The sequence below is a fragment of the Ancylobacter sp. GW821-FHT10E12 genome, from assembly GCF_058809335.1.
Map to the genome: position 1 here is coordinate 1 of NZ_JBXASN010000005.1, position 18654 is coordinate 18654.

The 18654-nt window shown below is 67.8% G+C and carries 20 protein-coding genes; 3 read left to right on the forward strand and 17 right to left on the reverse strand.

The window, feature by feature from the left end; genetic code table 11:
- The first annotated feature begins 204 nt into the window (after positions 1–204).
- The 3 genes from AC1RU4_RS07780 (at position 205) to AC1RU4_RS07790 (ending at position 3135) form a co-directional block, all read left to right on the forward strand.
- Complete coding sequence (locus AC1RU4_RS07780) at positions 205–1446, forward strand: MFS transporter (protein ID WP_492890492.1); 1242 nt, start codon at positions 205–207, stop codon at positions 1444–1446.
- A gap of 225 nt (positions 1447–1671) precedes the next feature.
- The gene (locus AC1RU4_RS07785) at positions 1672–2163 is read left to right on the forward strand and encodes a hypothetical protein (RefSeq protein WP_492890493.1); all 492 of its coding nucleotides are present in this window, start codon (positions 1672–1674) and stop codon (positions 2161–2163) included.
- Positions 2164–2709: 546 nt separating this feature from the next.
- Positions 2710–3135 carry a DoxX family protein gene (locus tag AC1RU4_RS07790; RefSeq protein WP_492890494.1) on the forward strand — a complete coding sequence of 142 codons (426 nt, stop codon included), beginning with the start codon at positions 2710–2712 and terminating at the stop codon, positions 3133–3135.
- A 32-nt stretch (positions 3136–3167) separates the two neighbouring features.
- Here the strand turns inward: AC1RU4_RS07790 and AC1RU4_RS07795 are convergent, their stop codons facing one another.
- The 17 genes from AC1RU4_RS07795 to AC1RU4_RS07875 form a co-directional block, all read right to left on the reverse strand.
- Positions 3168–4955: a tetratricopeptide repeat protein gene (locus AC1RU4_RS07795; RefSeq protein WP_492890495.1), complete on the reverse strand. Its 1788-nt coding sequence runs from the start codon at positions 4953–4955 to the stop codon at positions 3168–3170.
- Positions 4956–5106: 151 nt separating this feature from the next.
- Positions 5107–5523 carry a phage holin family protein gene (locus tag AC1RU4_RS07800; RefSeq protein ID WP_492890496.1) on the reverse strand — a complete coding sequence of 139 codons (417 nt, stop codon included), beginning with the start codon at positions 5521–5523 and terminating at the stop codon, positions 5107–5109.
- On the reverse strand, positions 5523–5870 hold the full coding sequence (locus AC1RU4_RS07805) for a hypothetical protein (protein WP_492890497.1): 348 nt from the start codon (positions 5868–5870) through the stop codon (positions 5523–5525). The genes AC1RU4_RS07800 and AC1RU4_RS07805 overlap by 1 nt, the downstream gene beginning before the upstream one ends.
- 78 nt (positions 5871–5948) lie before the next feature.
- Positions 5949–6686, reverse strand: a complete 738-nt coding sequence (trmB, locus tag AC1RU4_RS07810; RefSeq protein ID WP_492890498.1) for a tRNA (guanine(46)-N(7))-methyltransferase TrmB — start codon at positions 6684–6686, stop codon at positions 5949–5951.
- Positions 6687–6768: 82 nt separating this feature from the next.
- Positions 6769–8058 (reverse strand): methionine adenosyltransferase, encoded by a 1290-nt coding sequence (gene metK / locus AC1RU4_RS07815; protein ID WP_492890757.1) that lies wholly within the window; start codon positions 8056–8058, stop codon positions 6769–6771.
- Positions 8059–8102: 44 nt separating this feature from the next.
- Positions 8103–8513: a helix-turn-helix domain-containing protein gene (locus AC1RU4_RS07820; RefSeq protein WP_492890758.1), complete on the reverse strand. Its 411-nt coding sequence runs from the start codon at positions 8511–8513 to the stop codon at positions 8103–8105.
- A gap of 104 nt (positions 8514–8617) precedes the next feature.
- A complete protein-coding gene (lnt, locus tag AC1RU4_RS07825; RefSeq protein ID WP_492890499.1) occupies positions 8618–10225 on the reverse strand; it encodes an apolipoprotein N-acyltransferase in 1608 nt (535 codons plus the stop codon).
- Between the two features lie 73 nt (positions 10226–10298).
- Positions 10299–11489, reverse strand: a complete 1191-nt coding sequence (locus AC1RU4_RS07830; RefSeq protein ID WP_492890500.1) for a hemolysin family protein — start codon at positions 11487–11489, stop codon at positions 10299–10301.
- Positions 11490–11494: 5 nt separating this feature from the next.
- Positions 11495–12013, reverse strand: coding sequence for an rRNA maturation RNase YbeY (ybeY, locus tag AC1RU4_RS07835; protein ID WP_492890501.1), 519 nt, complete (start codon positions 12011–12013; stop codon positions 11495–11497).
- Entirely contained in the window at positions 12010–13044 is a 1035-nt protein-coding gene (locus AC1RU4_RS07840; RefSeq protein ID WP_492890502.1) for a PhoH family protein, read from the reverse strand. The genes ybeY and AC1RU4_RS07840 overlap by 4 nt, the downstream gene beginning before the upstream one ends.
- 122 nt (positions 13045–13166) lie before the next feature.
- Positions 13167–14594 (reverse strand): tRNA (N6-isopentenyl adenosine(37)-C2)-methylthiotransferase MiaB, encoded by a 1428-nt coding sequence (gene miaB, locus AC1RU4_RS07845; RefSeq protein WP_492890503.1) that lies wholly within the window; start codon positions 14592–14594, stop codon positions 13167–13169.
- Between the two features lie 217 nt (positions 14595–14811).
- Positions 14812–15576, reverse strand: a complete 765-nt coding sequence (olsA, locus tag AC1RU4_RS07850) for a lyso-ornithine lipid O-acyltransferase (protein WP_492890504.1) — start codon at positions 15574–15576, stop codon at positions 14812–14814.
- 3 nt (positions 15577–15579) lie between these two features.
- A complete protein-coding gene (locus AC1RU4_RS07855; RefSeq protein ID WP_492890505.1) occupies positions 15580–16011 on the reverse strand; it encodes a Fur family transcriptional regulator in 432 nt (143 codons plus the stop codon).
- A 62-nt stretch (positions 16012–16073) separates the two neighbouring features.
- A complete protein-coding gene (gene rimI / locus AC1RU4_RS07860; protein WP_492890506.1) occupies positions 16074–16571 on the reverse strand; it encodes a ribosomal protein S18-alanine N-acetyltransferase in 498 nt (165 codons plus the stop codon).
- Complete coding sequence (tsaB, locus tag AC1RU4_RS07865; RefSeq protein WP_492890507.1) at positions 16568–17251, reverse strand: tRNA (adenosine(37)-N6)-threonylcarbamoyltransferase complex dimerization subunit type 1 TsaB; 684 nt, start codon at positions 17249–17251, stop codon at positions 16568–16570. The genes rimI and tsaB overlap by 4 nt, the downstream gene beginning before the upstream one ends.
- A gap of 145 nt (positions 17252–17396) precedes the next feature.
- Positions 17397–17951, reverse strand: coding sequence for a NifU family protein (locus AC1RU4_RS07870; RefSeq protein WP_492890508.1), 555 nt, complete (start codon positions 17949–17951; stop codon positions 17397–17399).
- A 240-nt stretch (positions 17952–18191) separates the two neighbouring features.
- A complete protein-coding gene (locus AC1RU4_RS07875; RefSeq protein WP_492890509.1) occupies positions 18192–18464 on the reverse strand; it encodes a hypothetical protein in 273 nt (90 codons plus the stop codon).
- Between the last annotated feature and the right edge of the window lie 190 nt (positions 18465–18654).

Here is an 18654-nt window from a genome sequence, read left to right on the forward strand (position 1 = left end):
GGCGGCGGGCGGCGGGCGGCGGGCGGCGGGCGGCGGGCGGCGGGCGGCGGGCGGCGGGCGAGGCTGGACACTATGCGGGCCAGCACGACCAGCGGCCATTCATCTATTTTGCTGATGACCGACCGCAAAATTATTCGTTATAGAGGTCGGCACGCGGACTGTAATTTGCCAGCATCCCGGTCCCCGCTCCCCGAGACGATTGCCATGTCCGCCACTTTCCCTGCCTCCGGCGCCGGCCTGGCGCGGCGCGCGCCGCTGATCATCGTGCTGTGCGGCTGCCTCGTCGCCATGCTCACCTTCGGGCCGCGCGCCTCCTCCGGCATCTTCCTGCTGCCGATGACGCAGGAATATGGCTGGGGCCGCGACACGTTCGGCCTCGCCATCGCCATCCAGAACCTGATCTGGGGGCTGGGCACGCCGTTCGCCGGGGCGATCGCCGACCGCTACGGCGTCGCCCGCGTGCTGTGCGCCGGCGCGCTGCTCTATGCCGCCGGCCTGGCGCTGATGGCCTATGCCTCGACGCCCGGCCTGCTGCACCTGTCCGCCGGCGTCATCGTCGGCTTCGGCCTGTCGGGCTGCTCGTTCAACATCGTGCTCGCCGCCTTCGGCAAGATGCTGCCGGACAAGTGGCGGCCGATGGCGTTCGGCGCCGGCACCGCCGCCGGCTCGTTCGGCCAGTTCCTGTTCCCGCCGCTGGCGGCCGGCCTGATCGGCACGGTGGGCTGGCAGGAGACGCTGATCGTCTTCGCCGGCACCATGCTGATGGTGCTGCCGCTGGCGGTGGCGCTGATGAGCCCGCCCCGCGCCGGCACGGTGAGCAGCGAGCCGAAGCAGACCATCGGCGCAGCGCTCAGCCAGGCCTTCCGCCACCCGAGCTATGTGTTCCTGGTGCTCGGCTTCTTCACCTGCGGCTTCCAGCTCGCCTTCGTCACCACCCACCTGCCGGCCTACCTCACCGATCGCGGGCTCTCCATCACCATCGGCGGCTGGACGCTGGCGGTGATCGGCCTCGCCAACATGGTCGGCTCGCTCGGCTCCGGCTGGCTGTCGAGCCGGATGTCGCGCCGCTACCTGCTGGCCGCCATCTATTTCGCCCGCGGCATCGCCATCGCCGTCTTCATCCTGCTGCCGGCCAGCCCCATCGCCTCGATCGGCTTCGGCATCGCCATCGGGCTGCTGTGGCTGTCCACCGTGCCGCCGACATCCGGCCTCGTCATGCTGATGTTCGGCACCCGCTATCTCGCCATGCTGTACGGCTTCGCCTTCTTCAGCCACCAGGTCGGCGGCTTCCTCGGCGTGTGGCTCGGCGGGGTGCTCTATGAGCGGCTCGGCAATTACGAGCTGGTCTGGTGGCTGTCGGTGGCGCTTTCCTTCGCCTCGGCGATCATCAACCTGCCGATCGTCGAGCGTCCTGTGGCCGAGCGCCTGCATCCTTCGGTCACCTGACCGCGGGCGCGTTGGCAGCCTGTTAACCATCTCGTGCCAGGATTCATCCGGCGTTGCGGGCGATCCGCGTAGCAATCCTGCAACAGGTCGGCGGCCGCAGCACCCCGAGCGGTGCCCGGTTCCGGCCCGGCTCTTGCGGGAAGCGGAAATTGCGGCGCATCGTGAAGCGGCGCCCTCGGGAAGCGGCGCCGGGTCGATGAACAGGTCCTGATGGGAAGGTCTCGCATGCGGGTAACGTCCGTTCTTTTGGCTGCCGCTGCCGGATGTGCCGCCACACTTGCCGCCTCCACCGCGACGGTGTCGGCCGAGCCGATGAATGCGCAGAGCGCCCAGCGCTTCGTGGTCGGGCGCACCTTTTCCTATAGCTGCTACGAGGGCACGGTCGGCGCCGGCCGGGTGCTGAAGGACGGCTCGGTGGCCGGCACCATCCAGGTGCGCGGCAAGGGCAATGCCCGCTATGTCGCCCTGCCCGCCGGGACGGTGCAGACGAAGGACGAAAAGGTCTGCGCCAGGCTCAAGGGCGTGGCCTTCCAGCCCTGCTTCGAGCTGGAGAAGACCTCGACCGAGGCCTTCCGCGGCAATCTCGCCGGCTTCGACAATCTCTGGTGCGAATTCAAGCGCGGCGGCAGCGGCCGCACGCGGCTGGTCGAGCGCACGCGGGCGAGCGCCGGCACCCAGACCGCCCGCGTCGACGACGCGCAGGACGACGTCCACTAGACGGCGCCCGCTAGACGACGTCCACTCGGCAGGTTGCCGGCGACGCAGGCTGCCGGCGACGACGGACAGCGCCGCCGCCAAGCCGGCCGCTCGTGCGGCCCCCGGCATCGTCCTGTTTGCCGGATGATTCCGCCCGAACGGGCGACGTTCGGACGACCGGACGCCGAGGGAGCGACGGCGCCGCGACAGCCGGCCCGGCGCTGGAGGCGGCCTTCCCGCGACCGACCCATTTCCAGCGAGCGCCCGAACCGGGCATGACCGCATCGCGGGGGCCTCCCGGCGCGCCCGGCTTCACCCCGCCGGCGGCGCCCGCTCCCGAACGGCCCGAAGCCGCCCCAACGAGGGGGCTCCGAGCCCGATTTTCACTTCCGCGCGCAGCCGCGATTCGACCGGGTTTGCCGTGCGAATCGAACCATTGCACATTTGCAATGTAGGTCCGGTTTTTCCGGCTATCGCGTGCCGTGCTGCAGTGGGTTACGTCTGTGTCACGACGTTTTCGGCCTGACCGTACACCTCACCATACTCACTGGACACGGATACACGACCATGATCGACACCCGCTCCGCCCCCTATGGCGTCTTCGTCCTGCGCGTGGCCCTCGGCCTCATGTGGATCTCGCACGCCCTACTGAAGTACCTCGTCTTCACCGTTCCGGGCTTTGCCGGCTATCTCGGCAGCATCGGATTCCCGACCTTCCTCGCCGGCCCGGTGATCCTGGCCGAGCTGGTCGGCGGGCTGCTGATCGTGGCCGGCGTCTATGCCCGCCACGTCGCCCTTCTCATGATCCCGGTAATGGTCGGGGCGATGAGCGCGCATATCGGCAATGGCTGGCTGTTCTCCTCCGCCGGCGGCGGCTGGGAATACCCGGCCTTCCTGATCGTCACGTCCTTTGCCCTGTGGCTGATCGGCGACGGCGCGTTCGCCCTGCGCTCGCGCCCGCTGCTCTTCGCCGGTCGCACCGCGACCGCCTGATCCTCAGCTAACCCACGGGGGAGGCTGAGGAATCAGCCTCCCCCGCCAGCCGGCTTCGCCGCCACGGGCGGGGTCGCGGGCTTGTCGACCGAGGCGTTGTTCTGCGCCGCCTCGGTCTTCTGCGCCTCGTCGAGGCCGACCGCGATCTTGCGGTCGATCTTGACGAGATCCGCCGGTTCGGGATCGAGATCGCGCGCCTGGTTCCACTTGAACCGCGCCTCCAGCTGGCGACCGACCTTCCAGTAGGCGTCGCCGAGATGGTCGTTGATCACCGCCTCGTTCGGCTTCAGCTCGACGGCCCGCTCCAGCTCGCGCACCGCGTCGTCATATTTGCCGATGCGGTAATAGGCCCAGCCCAGGCTGTCGATGAAATAGCCGTCATCCGGCCGGAGCGTCACCGCCTTGCGGATCATCTCCAGTCCCTGGTCGAGGTTGATTCCCTGGTCGATCCAGGAATAACCGAGATAATTCAACACGTGCGGCTGGTCGGGGCGCAGCTCCAGCGCCTTCTTCAGGTCCGCCTCGGACTTGTCCCACTGCTTGGTGCGCTCGTAGGAAATGCCGCGGAAATAGTACAGCGTCCAGTTCTGTGCGGCGGGCGCCTTCAGCTGGTCGATGGCCTGGGTATAGATGGCCGCCGCCTTGTCGAACTTCTCGTTCGAGCGCAGCACGTCGCCGAGCGCCATCATGGCGCGCAAATCCTTGGGATTGCGGGCCAGCGCCGCTTCCAGCGTCTTCTCCGCCTCGTCCTTCTGGCCGGCGGCATTCAGGTTGATGCCGAGCTGGATGTCGGCATTGAGCTTCAGCGGCGAATCCGTCGGCACCGCCCGGAACAGCACGATCGCCTCGTCATGCTTGTTCATGCTCTCGAACAGGTCGGCGAGCGTCACCTCGATCAGCGGATGCGAGGGATCGAGCCAGCGGCCAAGCTGCAGATAGACCAGCGCGAGGTCCTCTCCACCCTGCCGGCCGAGCGCGGCGCCGAGGCCGTACATCACTTCCGCAGCGCCCGCGGCGGGCGAATCGACGAGCAACGGCAAGGTCTTGCCGGCGTCGAGCTGCTCCATCGCCTTTTCGACCAGCGGGTCGTTCGGCGCCACCTTGTCATAGGCCTCGTAGGTCTCGACGGCGAGCTTCTTGTTGCCGCTGCGCGAGGCCCAGCGGGCATAGGCGTCGACCACCCGCAGCATGCGCGGGTCGAGCTTCAGCGCCTGCTCCAGCCGCGGGCCGGCCTCCTTGCGCATGCCGGCGGCATCGAGGAGCAGGCCCGAATGCAGCGCCTTGAAGCCCTGGTACCATTCCGGCCCCTGCAATTCGTCGATCGCCGCCACGCCGGTGCGGGCATTGCCGGAACCGAGCTGGCTCCATGCGCTCATCAGCGTCGAGCTGAGCTCGGCGATGGCGCCGTCCCCCGCGCGGCGCAGATTGGAGCGGGCGGTGACATATTGCTTGGCCTTGATCGCCTTCACGCCGAGCACCAGCCGCGCCAGCGCGTGCTCGGGATCGATGCGGATGATTCGCTGGGCGAGCTCCACCGCCTCGTCGATCGATCCGTCGGCGAGCAGGGTCAGAAAGGCGCGCTCCAGAATCTCGCCATTGCGCGGGAAAACCCGCACCAGCGCACGATAATAGGCGGCCGCAGCACCCGTATCGCGCTCAGCGAGGGCGAGGCGGGCGGCGAGATAATTACCGGCGGGCGATGAGCGGGCGATGAGCGCGGCGGGCGGTGCCTCAGCCAGTGCCGTCGTCGCCCCGCCAAGGGCCAGCAGCAGGGCGAGTACGGCCGCACCCGGCCGCAGCGACGAGCGTCGAAACGTCAAATTCAGAACCTCCAGCGGCAAACCCTGTCAGCCGCGGCCGCTCAAGCGGCCGGCGACCCAAGTGCCAGCGGGCAGATTGTTCCTTTTTGCCCGGTCCTGCAAGAACGGGAGGTAGCCGGAACGGCCTGCGTCGCGCACGAAGCGGAGAGTTTCAGATACGTCGGCCAAGAATAAGGCCGACAATCGCCACCGCCGAGGCAATTCCCACCACGGTCCTCGCGCTCATCGGCGGCGCCGGCGGTTCGGCAGGACGATTCGCCGGTGCAGCGGGCGCCGCACCCAGCGCGGCAAGCGACGGAAATGCCGCGCGGCGCGAGCGGCTGCGCAACCGGGCATAGGCGGCGACAAGCAGGCCGCTGCCGAGCACGAAGCACAGCGCCGCGATGAGCAGCGCGGCGACCAAGGGATCGTAAGCCTCTGCCAGTGCAATGAAAATCGCAACAAGCACCGACAGCAGCGCGCCGCCGAACAGCAGCGCGCCGAGGAAGAACAGCAGCGCGGTCGTCGCGGCGCGGCGCATGGCGCGATCGATTTCGACGCCGACCAGACCGAGCAGCAGCTTCAGCATCACCGGCTCCGCGACAGCAGGCCGAAGACGAAACCGACGCCGAGCGCCGCGACCACGGCGGCGAATGGATTGCGTTCGATGGCCGTGCTGACGTCATTGCCAAAGGCCTTGGCGCAGGTCTTGGCATCCGCGAGCGCGGCGACGCCCTCGTCGAGCAGCCCGGCGGCGGTCGCCTCAGCCTGCGCCTTGCCGGTGCGCACCTTCTGCTTCACCGTCTCGGCAGCGGCGGCACTCTCCTGCCTGGCGAGAGACGCCAACGATTCGGCGAGCTTGGCAACGTCCTCCCGCAGGGTGGCGAGATCGGCGGTGAGCTTGGAGAAATCTTCCTGCGGATTTGGATCGGCCATTCTGGTCTCCTGTGCCATACCCCGATGGTGCCTCCACACAACGTCGCCGGGGCGGCTAGGTTCCAGTCTATGCGGTAATCAGATGCGCCGGAACTCGTAATAACCCGGTATCCGCCCCTCGCGCACCGCCTTGGCCTCGTAGCGCGTGCCGGGCCAGCCGCCCCAGGGCTGCCGCCAGTCGTCGGCGACGCGCGCGGTCCAGTCGAAACGCTCGTCGGCGAGGAAGTGGCGCAGCGTCCAGGCGGCATAGTCCTCGACATCGGTGGCGAAGCGGAAGCGGCCGCCCGGCGGCAGCAAACGGGCGATCCGGTCGATATTGTCCGGCCGCACGAAGCGCCGCTTCCAGTGGCGACGCTTCGGCCAGGGATCGGGATAGAGCAGGTCGATGCGCTCCAGCGAGGCGGGCGGCAGCCGGTCGAGCAGCGGCACGACATCGTCGCCATGGAGCCGCACATTGGCGAGCCCGGCGGCGACAATGCCCGCCGTCGCCTTGGCGACGCCGTTCACGAAGGCTTCCGCCCCGATATAGCCGATCGCGGGATGGCGAGCCGCCTCCGCCAGCAGATGCTCGCCGCCGCCGAAGCCGATCTCCAGCCGGACGGACGACACCGGCACCGGAAACAGCGCCGCAAGCGGCGCCGTGCCGAGGGCGGCGAGGTCGATCTGCAGCCGTGGCAGGTCGGCATCGAGATGGGCGGCCTGCTGCGCGCGCAGCGGCTTGCCCTTGCGCCGGCCATAGAATCCCGCCTCGCGCGCGGTGGGATCGCGGCCTCGGTCACGATCCGGGTCGCGGTCATCCTCGGGCACGCTGTTCATCATCGTTCATCCGGAAACAATGCGGGGCGGATCCGCAGATCCGCCCCGCATAAAATCATCGGTGGAAAGGTGCAAGCCGGGCTCAGCCGACCGCCGAACGGATCGCGGCGGCCAGATCGGTACGTTCCCAGGAGAAGCCGCCATCCTCTTCCGGCGCGCGGCCGAAATGGCCATAGGCGGAGGTGCGGGCATAGATCGGCTTGTTGAGGTCGAGATGCTCGCGAATGCCGCGCGGCCGCAGGTTCATCACCTCGCGCAGCACGGTCTCCAGCCTAGCCTCGTCCACCTCGCCGGTGCCGTGCAGGTCGACATAGACGGCGAGCGGGTCGGACACGCCGATGGCATAGGCGAGCTGGATGGTGCAGCGCTGGGCAAGCTCCGCCGCCACCACGTTCTTGGCGAGGTAGCGGGCCGCATAGGCCGCCGATCGGTCGACCTTGGTCGGGTCCTTGCCGGAAAAGGCGCCGCCGCCATGCGGCGCCGCGCCGCCATAGGTGTCGACGATGATCTTGCGGCCGGTAAGGCCACAATCGCCGTCCGGCCCGCCGATGACGAACTTGCCGGTCGGGTTGACGTGCCAGATGGTCGAGGGCGTCACCCAGCCTTCCGGCAGCGCCTCGCGGATATAGGGCTCGACGATCGATTGCACGTCGTGGGAGCTGAGATCGGCGTCGAGATGCTGGGTCGACAGCACGATCTGCGTGACCTCGACCGGCTTGCCACCCTCATAGCGCACCGTCACCTGGCTCTTGGCATCGGGGCCGAGCACCGAGCTCTCGCCGGAATGGCGGGCATTGGCCAGCAGCTTGAGAATGCGGTGCGCGTAATAGATCGGCGCCGGCATCAGCTCGGGCGTCTCGCGGCAGGCATAGCCGAACATGATGCCCTGGTCGCCGGCACCCTCGTCCTTGTTGCCGGCCGAATCGACACCCTGGGCGATATCCGCCGACTGCGCGTGCAGAAGCACCTCGATGTCGGCGTCTTCCCAGTGGAAGCCTTCCTGCTCGTAGCCGATATCCTTGATGGCGAGGCGGGCGATATGGGTGATGAAGTCGCGGGTGATGGCCGCGGGGCCGCGGGTCTCGCCGGCGATCACGACACGATTGGTGGTCGCCAGGGTCTCGCAGGCGACGCGCAGATGGCTCGGATCCCAACCGAGAGCCGGGCCTTCCCTGAAGAAGGCGTCGACGACTTCGTCCGAAATGCGGTCGCAGACCTTGTCGGGATGGCCTTCGGAAACGGATTCACTCGTAAATACGTAGGCTTGTCGAGACACGCGTCGGCTCCTCATCATCACGGCCGGCGCAGAGATGACGTCCAGCCGGCCTTTTCTGGCAAGACAGACAAGGCCGGTCAAGATTTGCGGACGAATTCGTTCGGAAAAACGAACGCCACCTCTCCTCGGGCCACCTCGCTTCAGCCGGGGGTGGCCTCGTCCGCGAGCGCCTCGACGAGATCGACGATCCGTCGGCGCACCTTGACGTCCGAGATGCGGGTGAAGGCCCGGGTCAGCGCGAGGCCCTCGGAGGTCGCGAGAAAATCGGCGACATAGGCCGGTGAGGACTCTTCCGCGAGGCCGGAAGCCATCGCGCCGATGCTGGGAGCGCCCTCGAAGAAGAACGCAACCGGGACGCCCAGCACATTGGCGATATGCTGCAGACGGCTGGCGCCGATGCGGTTGGTGCCCTTTTCGTATTTCTGAATTTGCTGAAAAGTAATGCCCAAGCTTTCCCCCAGCTTCTCCTGGCTCATGTTGATCATCATCCGGCGCATGCGCACACGGCTTCCAACATGCTTGTCTATTGGATTGGGAGACTTCTTGGTCATCGGCATCCCCGATTCGGACAAAAAAATACCTCCCCTCCCCTCTCGGGAAGGGAAAGCGCATCGATCAGGGCAAGCAGTCTAGGCAAACTACGCGCCTACGTCGATCAATCTTTGCGTGTATATCTATGTTGCGATGCAAAGGCGATCAGCAGGCAAAATGCAAGCAGGGATCCGAACACAAGACTGCCAATATTGACATAAATGGTTCGAGGAAGTGCTTGTGGCAGTGCGCCGTCGAGAACGCCGCGCGCACCCAATGGTAGCATGCCGATCACTCGCCCCAAGGGGTCGACGATGGCGGATATGCCGTTATTCGTTGCACGGACCAGCGGCAATCCTTCCTCAACGGCACGCAGCCGGGACTGTTCGAAGTGCTGGAACGGCCCGGGCGTCTCGCCGAACCAAGCGTCGTTACTGACGTTGAGCAACATGCCCCGGCGCCCGCCGTCCGCGGAGTTGCTTACCGATACAATTTCGGCGGGGAATATTGCTTCGTAACATATTAACGGCAAAGCGGGGGGCAATCCCGAAATTTCCATCGGCCGGCGCTCCCTCGCCGCCGAGAAACCACCGCGTACACGCGTAAGTTGCTGCAGCCCCAGCGCCTCCAGCGTTTCCTGAAACGGAAGGTATTCGCCGAACGGAACGAGATGCACCTTGTCGGCGGTGGCAATGGTCCGGCCCTGCGAATCGATGGCGAGCAGGCTGTTATACGCCGCAGGCTGTCCACCGCCCGGCCGCGCCTCCAGCCGGGCGGCCCCCGTCACCAGCACCGTGCCCTCCGGCAGCATCTCTCCCAGCCTGGCTCGCGCCTCGGGCTCGCGGTCGATGAAAAACGGGAAGGCGGATTCGGGCCAGAACAGATGGGTGATGCCCTGGAGCCCGCCCTCGCTCTGGCTGGTGGCGACATAGAGGTCCATGACGCTGCGCCGCGCATCGTAGCGGAACTTCTGGTCCTGCGGCAGGTCGGGCTGCATGATGCGCAGCTTCACGCCGGGCACCGCGCCGACGTCGACATGAGCGAGACGCCAGGCGCCGCCCACCCACATCCCCGCCAACACGACCGCCGCGACGAGTGGCGGGGCGAACCGGGCACGCGCCGACCGCCGGCCGTCGACGAGCGCGACGAGGCTGCTCAGGCCGGCGAGCGTGACGAGGCACAGGCCGTTCAACCCGAACACCGCGCTCGCCTGCGCGAAATTCAGGTCGGTCGCCAGCGCATAGCCGAAATTGTTCCAGGGAAAGCCGGTGAGCAGCGTGCCGCGCAGCCATTCGGCGAGGGTCATCATGGCGGCGAAGCCGAGAACCCGTGCCGGCCCAGGCGGCCAGAACAGCATGCCGCCGGCCGCGCCCAGCCCCGTATATACCGCGAGATAGGCCGGCAGGCCCAATACGGCGAAGGGCATCAGCCAGGCGAAGTCGTCGGCCTGCACCAGAAAAGCGGCGCCGATCCACCATAGGCCGGCCACGAAATAGCCCATGCCGAAGCACCAGCCGAGCCCGAAGGCGGGCCGCAACGCGGCATGCGGGCGTGAATGCGCCTCGCGCACGCCATCGAGCAGCAGCACCAGGATCGGCAGCGTCAGCGCCAGCACCGGCCACAGGTTGAAGGGCGGCATGGCGAGCGCCGAGGCGGCTCCGGCGAGCAGGGCGACAAGCGCCCGCCGGCCATAGGACCCGCCCCGCACGCCGGCAGCCAGACGATTCAGCATGCGGGCCGCCGGTTTTCGGCCGCCGGCCCCGTTCAGCACCGCACGCGGATCCGACGCAGCGGGAGAGACCGCCTCATGCCGCATCGGGACCGCGCAGGGCGGCGGTGCGCAGGCTGTCATTCTGCTGGGCCGGCGGCGGCAGGCTGGCCGAGGGGCGCTCGTCCGGCGCCGTCCCGCGCGCCGACCCCCGCGGCGGATTCCCGTTGCCGCGCGGAGCGGCGATGCGCAGGCGCTTGACGCGACGCGGATCGGCGTCGAGCACCTCGATCTCGAAGCCGCCGGGGCCGGCGACGATCTCGCCGCGCACCGGCACGCGACCGGCGAGGGTGACCAGCAGGCCGCCGAGCGTATCCACCTCCTCGGCCTCCTCGCCATTGGCGAAGGCCGGATCCACCATCTCGGCGACTTCCTCGAGGCCGGCGCGGGCATCGGCGATGTAGCTGCCATCGCTCTGGCGGGCGATCATCGGCGCATCGTCGTCGTCATGCTCGTCCTCGATGTCGCCGACGATTTCCTCGACCAGATCCTCCATGGAGACGATGCCGTCGGTGCCGCCATACTCGTCGATGACGAGGGCGAGATGGATGCGGCTGGCCTGCATGCTGGCCAGGAGCTCGATCGACGGCATGGAGGGCGGCACGAAGAGCAGGCGCCGGATCAGCCGCGCAGCGCTGAGCGAGGCGGAGAGGTCGATCGCCTTGAGATTGAAGGCCGGAACCGCCTTGCCCTCCGCCCGCGTCGCGCCCTTCGGCCCGCCGTCGGATTCACCTCTGGCGGCAGCGGGGGCGCGCGGCGTCATGGCGCGCTGGGTCAGATAGGCGACGAGATCGCGGATATGGACCATGCCCACCGGGTCGTCGAGCGTGTCGTCATAGACGACGAGCCGCGAATGGCCGGCATTGGCGAACACCGTCAGCAATTCGCCGAGCGAGATATCCTTCTGTACCGCGACGATGTCGGCGCGCGGCACCATGAGGTCGCCGACCCGCTGCTCGCGCAGTTCGAGGATGCTCTTGAGCATCGCGCGTTCGGTGGCCGAAAGATCGGCGGTGAATTCGGCATTGGATGCCAGCGCCTCGGCGAGATCGGAGCGCAGCGAACCCGTGGTCCGCCAGCCTCCGAGCAAGTGGCGGAGACGATCGAGAATCCCGCCCCGCCCCTCGCCGGCGCGGGGCTCGGCGGCGGGCGGGGCGGGACTTATACTTGGCCCTTCATTGGCCGAGGCGTCGGCGGCGGGCGAGGTTTTGGAAACAGGGTCGGACATGGCCTTCAGAGGGTTTGATGAACGGGTTCGGTCTCGGCATAAGGATCGGCAATGCCGAGATGGGACAGGATCAGGCGCTCCATGGCTTCCATCTCCTCGGCCTCGTCCGGGCTTTCATGGTCGAAGCCGAGCAGATGCAGCATGCCGTGGACGGCGAGATGGGTCAGGTGGTCGTCGAAGCTCTTCTCCTCGGCGGACGCCTCCCGGGCGACGGTCTCATAGGCAATGGCAATATCGCCCAGATGGGGCTCGCCGGCCTCCCGCGCCACCTGCGGCGTCGGAAAAGACAGCACATTGGTCGCCTTGTCCTTGGAACGCCAGTCGCGGTTGAGGGTGCGGATGCCGGCATCGTCGGTGAGCATCACCGCCACCTCGCCCACATCGATACCGAGATCATATTCCGCCGTGGCATCCGCATAGGCGGCACGCACCGCCCGCGCCACGAGGTCGGCGACCTCCGGGCGTTCGGACCAGGGCCCGTCGGCCACGAGGACGTCGACCTCGATGGGAGAGCCGTCGGTCATCGCGGCGGCTCCTCCGCCGCCGGAACCGGCGCAGGCTTCGGCGCGTCCTTGGCATAGGCCTGGCGGACGGCGACAGCCTTGCCGTCATAGGCGGCGACGATGCGGCCGACGAGTTCGTGGCGCACCACGTCGGCGGCGTTGAAGTGGCAGACCTCGACGCCCTCGACATTTTCCAGCAGCCCGACCGCCTCGGCGAGGCCAGAGGTCTGGCCCGGCGGCAGGTCGATCTGGCTCGGATCGCCGGTGACGATCATGTGCGAGTTCTCGCCGAGACGGGTGAGGAACATCTTCATCTGCATCGAGGTGGTGTTCTGCGCCTCGTCGAGGATCACGCAGGCATTGGCCAGCGTGCGGCCGCGCATGAAGGCCAGCGGGGCGATCTCAATCTCGCCCGAGACCAGCGCCCGCTCGACGAAGGCCTTGTCCATCAGGTCGTGCAGCGCATCGTAGATCGGGCGCAGATAGGGGTCGACCTTCTCCTTCATGTCGCCGGGCAGGAAGCCGAGCCGCTCACCCGCCTCCACCGCCGGACGCGACAGGATGATGCGGTCGACCACCCGGCGCTCCAGCAGATGCACCGCATAGGCGACCGCCAGCCAGGTCTTGCCGGTGCCGGCGGGGCCGACGCCGAATACCAGCGTCTGGCGCTTCAGCGCACGGATATAGGCGTCCTGCGCCAGGGTGCGGGCGCGCACCGGGCGGCGGCGCAGCTGGATCTCGTCGAAGCTCTGCTTCTTCGTCGCCGGGTCGAAATCGAACAGGAAGCCCTGCGAGGCCGCCTCGCGCAGCACGCCCTCGACATCGCCGGGGGCGATCTCGCCGCCCTTCTTCAGCCGCGCGTAAAGGGTCTCCAGCACATGCCGGGCCTGATCGCAGGCCTCGCGCGGCCCCTCGAGCGTGACATGGTTGCCGCGCTGCTCGGCGACGATCTCGAGGCGCCGCTCGATGACCGCGAGATTCTGGCCGTAATTGCCGAATAGCAGGCTGGCGAGCCGGTTGTCGTCGAAGGCGAGCACGATCTGGCTCGACATCTCCGAATCCGGCGTTAGCCAGCGGGAGGTCGAGGCTGTCTGTGTCGTCGTGCCGGTTCCCCGCGCGCCTGAGCGCGGCGCCACCAGCGTCCGGTCCGTATCCGATCCCCCACGACGCACGTTCACGCCTCCAGTTTCTCGACCTGCCCCATCACGCTCGTGCCGGCGGGAACACCTTCGGGCCAGAATTCGCCCGCGACGATGTCGCCGGAAAGACTCTTGGTGCTGACGTCGCGCACCACCACGCTGGCGAGCGTGCCGATCGCCTCGCGCGGGGCCAGCACCACGACGGATTGAAGATAGGGCGAGCGCCCGATGATCTGTCCGGGCAGCCGGCCCGGCTTTTCCAGCAGGATGTCGAAGCGCCGGCCGCGGCAGGCGGCGTCGAAGGCCGCCTTCTGGCGGTCGAGCAAGGCTTGCAGCGCGTAGATGCGCTCATTCATCACCGGCTCGGGCACCTGCCGGTCGAGCCCGGCGGCCGGCGTGCCGGGGCGCGGGCTGTATTTGAACGAGAAGGCACCGGCGAAGCCGACGCGTTCGACGAGGTTCATCGTGTCGGCGAAATCCTCGTCGGTCTCGCCGGGAAAGCCGACGATGAAATCGGAGGAGAAGGCAATATCCGGCCGCGCCGCGCGCACATGCCCGACAATCTCGAGATAGAGCGCGCGATCGTGCTTGCGGTTCATCGCCGCCAGGATGCGGTCGGAGCCGGACTGCACCGGCAGGTGCAGGTAGGGCATCACCGCCCTCATCTCGCGATGGGCGGCGATCAGTTCGTCGTCCATGTCGCGCGGATGGCTGGTGGTGTAGCGGATGCGGGCAATGCCCGGCACCGCGGCCACCCGGCGCATAAGCTCGGCGAGATTGGCGCTGCGGCCATGGGCGTCGATGCCGTGATAGGCATTGACATTCTGGCCGATCAGCGTGACTTCGCGCACCCTGGAATCGGCAAGGCGCTTCACCTCGTCGAGAATGCGCTCCAGCGGGCGCGAGACCTCGGCGCCGCGGGTATAGGGCACCACGCAGAAGGTGCAGAACTTGTCGCAGCCCTCCTGAACGGTCACGAAGGCGGTCGGTCCGCGCCTGGCGATGGCGGAGGGCGTCGGCGGGGCGAGGAAATCGAACTTGTCCTCGACCGGGAACTCGGTCTCGACCACGCCGCGTTTCTCGCGGGCGCGGGCGACCAGTTCCGGCAGCTTGTGATAGCTCTGCGGCCCGACCACGAGATCGACGACGCGGGCGCGCTTGATGATCTCGGCGCCCTCGGCCTGGGCGACGCAGCCGGCAACCGCCACCATCGACTTGCGGCCGGCTTGCTCCTGCGCCTTGCGCAGGCGGCCGAGCTCCGAATAGACCTTTTCGGCCGCCTTCTCGCGAATATGGCAGGTGTTCAGGATGATGAGGTCGGCGTCGTCCGGCGTGTCGGTCTCGACATAGCCTTCCCTCGCCATCGTGTCCGTCATGCGCTGGGCGTCATAGACGTTCATCTGGCAACCGAAGGAACGGACGTAGAGTTTGCGCGCGTCGCTCAGTTTCTGCGATTCACTCATGGCGTATCGATCGACCCGCCCCACCGGCCCGCTTGGGCGACAGGGTCATTGAAGGTTGAGGACACGGCACGCGATCGACACGCCCGTGACGAGGCGCCTCCGCTTTCCGCCGCTCGTTCCCTGGTCGAGATCGTGTACGTCTCCTCGGTCGACACCTTCCCTTTGTTTAGCGGGATTCCCGCCAAAAGGAAATGAGCCGACGCGCGGATTCCACCCCTCAATCCGGGCGGGGATTGAGCGCGTTCGCCAGCATGCCGCGCACCGCCGCCTCGGCACGGCCGGTCGCCGCCTTGCGCTCGCTGCCGTCGATGGGGTCGCCGAAGCGGAGCTCGACGTCGATGCCGCCGCGCCGGACCACCTCCATGAGATGCGGGGCAAGATCCATCACCCCATACCAGGCCACCAGCGGGCGGCGCGCGCGGCCGAGCGGCACGCCCCCCTGCGCGACATAGGCGATGGCGAGCGGCTGGATGGTTGCAGGAGCGCCATCGGCGCTCGGCCGGGCGGCGCCGACCAGGGCGGAGCGGAAGGGCAGCACGCGGTTGCCGTCGCTCGACGTGCCCTCGGCGAACAGCACCACCGGATCGCCGTCGTCGAGCCGGCGGGCGATCTCGCCATTGACGCGCCCGGTGGCGGCGCGCGCCGAACGGTCGACGAAAACGGTGCGCTGCAGCCTCGCCAGCAGGCCGATGCCGGGCCAGGTGCCGACCTCGCTCTTGGCGACGAAGCCCAGCGGCATCTGCGCGCCGAGCACGAGAATATCCAGCCAGGAGACGTGGTTCGACAGGATGAGAAGCGGCCGGTCGGCCGACGGCGCACCGACGACGCGCACGCGCACGCCGAGCAGCGCCAGCGCAAAGCGATGATAGAGCACGGGAATCCAGCGCCGGGCGGGCAGGTTCAGCTTGATCGCCGCCCATTGGACGGGGATGCCGAGCAGGGTCGCGACCAGTACCGGCACCAGCACCAGGGCGATGCGCACGGCCTATTTCTTCGGCTTGGAGTCGAGCGGCACGCCGTAGAGCTCCAGCCGGTGGCCGACCAGCCGGAAGCCGAGCTTGCGGGCGATCTCTTCCTGCAGATGCTCGATTTCCTCGGAACGGAATTCCACCACATGGCCGGAGCGCAGGTCGATGAGATGATCGTGATGCTCGTCCGGCACCGGCTCGTAGCGCGAGCGGCCGTCGCGGAAATCGTGGCGCTCGATGATGCCGGCATCCTCGAACAGCTTCACCGTCCTGTAGACGGTGGAGATGGAGATGCGGTCGTCGACCGCGGCGGCGCGGCGATGCAGTTCCTCGACGTCCGGGTGGTCCTGGGCGTCGGCGATCACGCGCGCGATCACGCGGCGCTGGTCCGTCATGCGCAGGCCCAGCGTGACGCAGGCATCCTCGATGGCGGTCGGCTTCTCGGTCATGCGTGCAGCATCTCCTCTGCGGTGCTTATGACGCAAGGCGGCGGTGGAGGGCAACCGTTTCGTCAGCCGATGTCGCGCCGCATGGCGATCGCCGATACCGGCTTTCCCTCCGTGGAGCGATAATAGCCGGAACGGCGCCCGATCTCGCGAAAACCTGTTTTCTCATAAAGCTTTATGGCAGCGGCATTGCCCTCCTCCACCTCCAGGAACAGCGTGGTGATGCCCTCGGCCGCGAGGCGGCCCATGATGCGTTCGACCAGCTGGCGACCGATTCCGGCGCCGCGATGGCTGCGCGCCACCGCAACCGAGAGAATCTCCATCTCCGGGGCGACGCCGTGCAGCAGGATGAAGCCCACCAGCCGGCCGCCGGATCCCCCGGTGGCGGCCAGGGTCCGGCTCAGCCGGTCGGCGAGCAGCCGCTCGAATTCCGCCGCATCCCAGCCGATGCGAAAGCTTGCCGCATGCAGGGCGGCGAGCGCTTCGGCGTCCGTGGACACGGCCGGGCGAAAGACCGGCGGCGAGCGCCAAGCCTTTACGATATCGCTGATTTTCCAGCTCATCGCCGGGCGATCCGCCCCGCGGTCTGCGGCTTGGCATCGGCCTCGCGCAGATAGAGCGGGCGCGGTTCGGACTTCGCCGGATCGGCGACGGCGGCGAGGCGGGCGAGCCAGATCGGGTCGGGCATGGTGGTGGCGCGCAGCTCCAGCGGTGCCGGCACCGTGCTCGGCCAGGCCGCCGCCAGCAGGGCGGCCCCGGAGCCGACGAGGCGGACCGGCCCGTTCGCCACCGCCCGCACCGCCTCCTTCAGCGCCAGCTGGCGGGGGGAGACCATGACCCGCCCGCCCGGGCCAAGCATCTGAATATAAAGGTTTTCATGCCGCGCATCGATGGCGGCGGCCACCGGCACGCTGTCGTCCTCGGCGATCAGCGGCGCGGCCAGCGTGGTCAGCGTCGACACGCCGATCACCGGCCGCCCGACCGCAAGGCCGAAGCCGCGCGCCGCCGACAGACCGACCCGCAATCCGGTGAAGCTGCCCGGCCCCACCGTGACGGCGAACATGTCTATCTCATTGAAATCGCAGCCCGATCCGGTCATGACGCGCTCGACCATCGGAACCAGCGCTTCGGCATGGCCCCGCGTCATCGCCACCGATTCGAGGGCGCGGGTCTCATCGCGCGCGACATCGTACAGGGCGACGGAGCAGGCCTCCAGCGCGGTATCGAGGGCGAGAATCAGCATGGGCGCCACACTCCTTCGCGTCACCATGCACAGGAGCGAAGCCCGACGGGAAGACCTATCGGGATACCGCTCCACCCTCCGGCCTCAAGTATGGTGAGGTGTATGATGAGGCCGAAAGTCCGACCGGAACGTCCGGTGAGGCCGATCAGACCGGCCGCACCTCGACGACATCCGGCACGAAATGGCGCAGCAGGTTCTCGATGCCGTTCTTCAGCGTCGCGGTGGAGGAGGGGCAGCCGGAGCAGGAGCCCTTCATGGCGAGGTAGACCACCCCGTCCTTGTAGCCGCGGAAGGTGATGTCGCCGCCGTCATTGGCCACCGCCGGGCGCACCCGCGTGTCGATGAGCTCGCGGATGGTGTCGACGAGGCCGGCATCCTTGGCCTCGAAGAAGGCGTCGTCGTCGGCATGCTCGTGCTGGTCCGGCATGACCGGCTGGCCGGAGACGAAATGCTCCATGATGGCGCCGAGGATGGCCGGCTTCAGATGCGCCCACTCGGCGCGGTCCTTGGTGACGGTGACGAAATCGGAGCCGAAGAACACGCCGCTGACGCCGGGAATGTCGAACAGCTTGGCGGCCAGCGGCGAACGGACCGCCTCGTCGGGATTGCGCGCCTCGAAGGTGCCGCCGCCGAGCACGGAGCGGCCGGGCAGGAACTTCAGGGTGGCGGGGTTCGGGGTCGCCTCGGTCTGGATGAACATGGATGGCTCCTGGCCCACCGGAGTTCAAGGCCCCGGCGACGAGAGGGATTTGGAATGTAAATAAGCTCTCGCGCCTCCGAGGGGAAGGGCCGAAGCCGGCATCTCGCCACGAGAGACGCGGCGTGCCCCCGCGCGTGCCGCCGTGCCCCCGCCCCTGCGCTCGACAACGCACCACGCGGCTCACGAGGCCGGAAGCACGCGATGGCGCCCGCCGGGGCCGGACAAGCGGCGCAGATGCATTTATCGGGTGCATATGTTCATAAATGCAATTTCCAGTTGATAGCCGGTTTCCGCTCCCCGACAGTGCCGGAAGGGGGAGGAAACCATGAAAACACGCATTCTTGCAGGCGCCGCCGCGATGATCTTCGTCACCTCGGCCGCGCTGGCCTGGGAGCTGAAAGTCGACGAGGATCCGCTGGAGGATACCAGGATCGCCTTCATCGGCGACGTCGCATCCGGCTTCATGGCCGGGTTCAAATGCTGGGAAAGCCAGCCGGGCGAAACGCTGTTCATGCTGGTGACGATGTCGCCCTTCGACGCCTCGGCCTCCTACAGGGACGAGGTGGAGGTGATCGTCCGCGTCGACAAGGGAGAAAAGACCGAAATGTCCATGCGCCCCAAGGACTTCAACGGCAAGCTCGGCCTGATCGCCTCGCAGGGGGACGAGCCGCGCCTGCTTGCCTTCCTGCGTGCGGTGGGAACC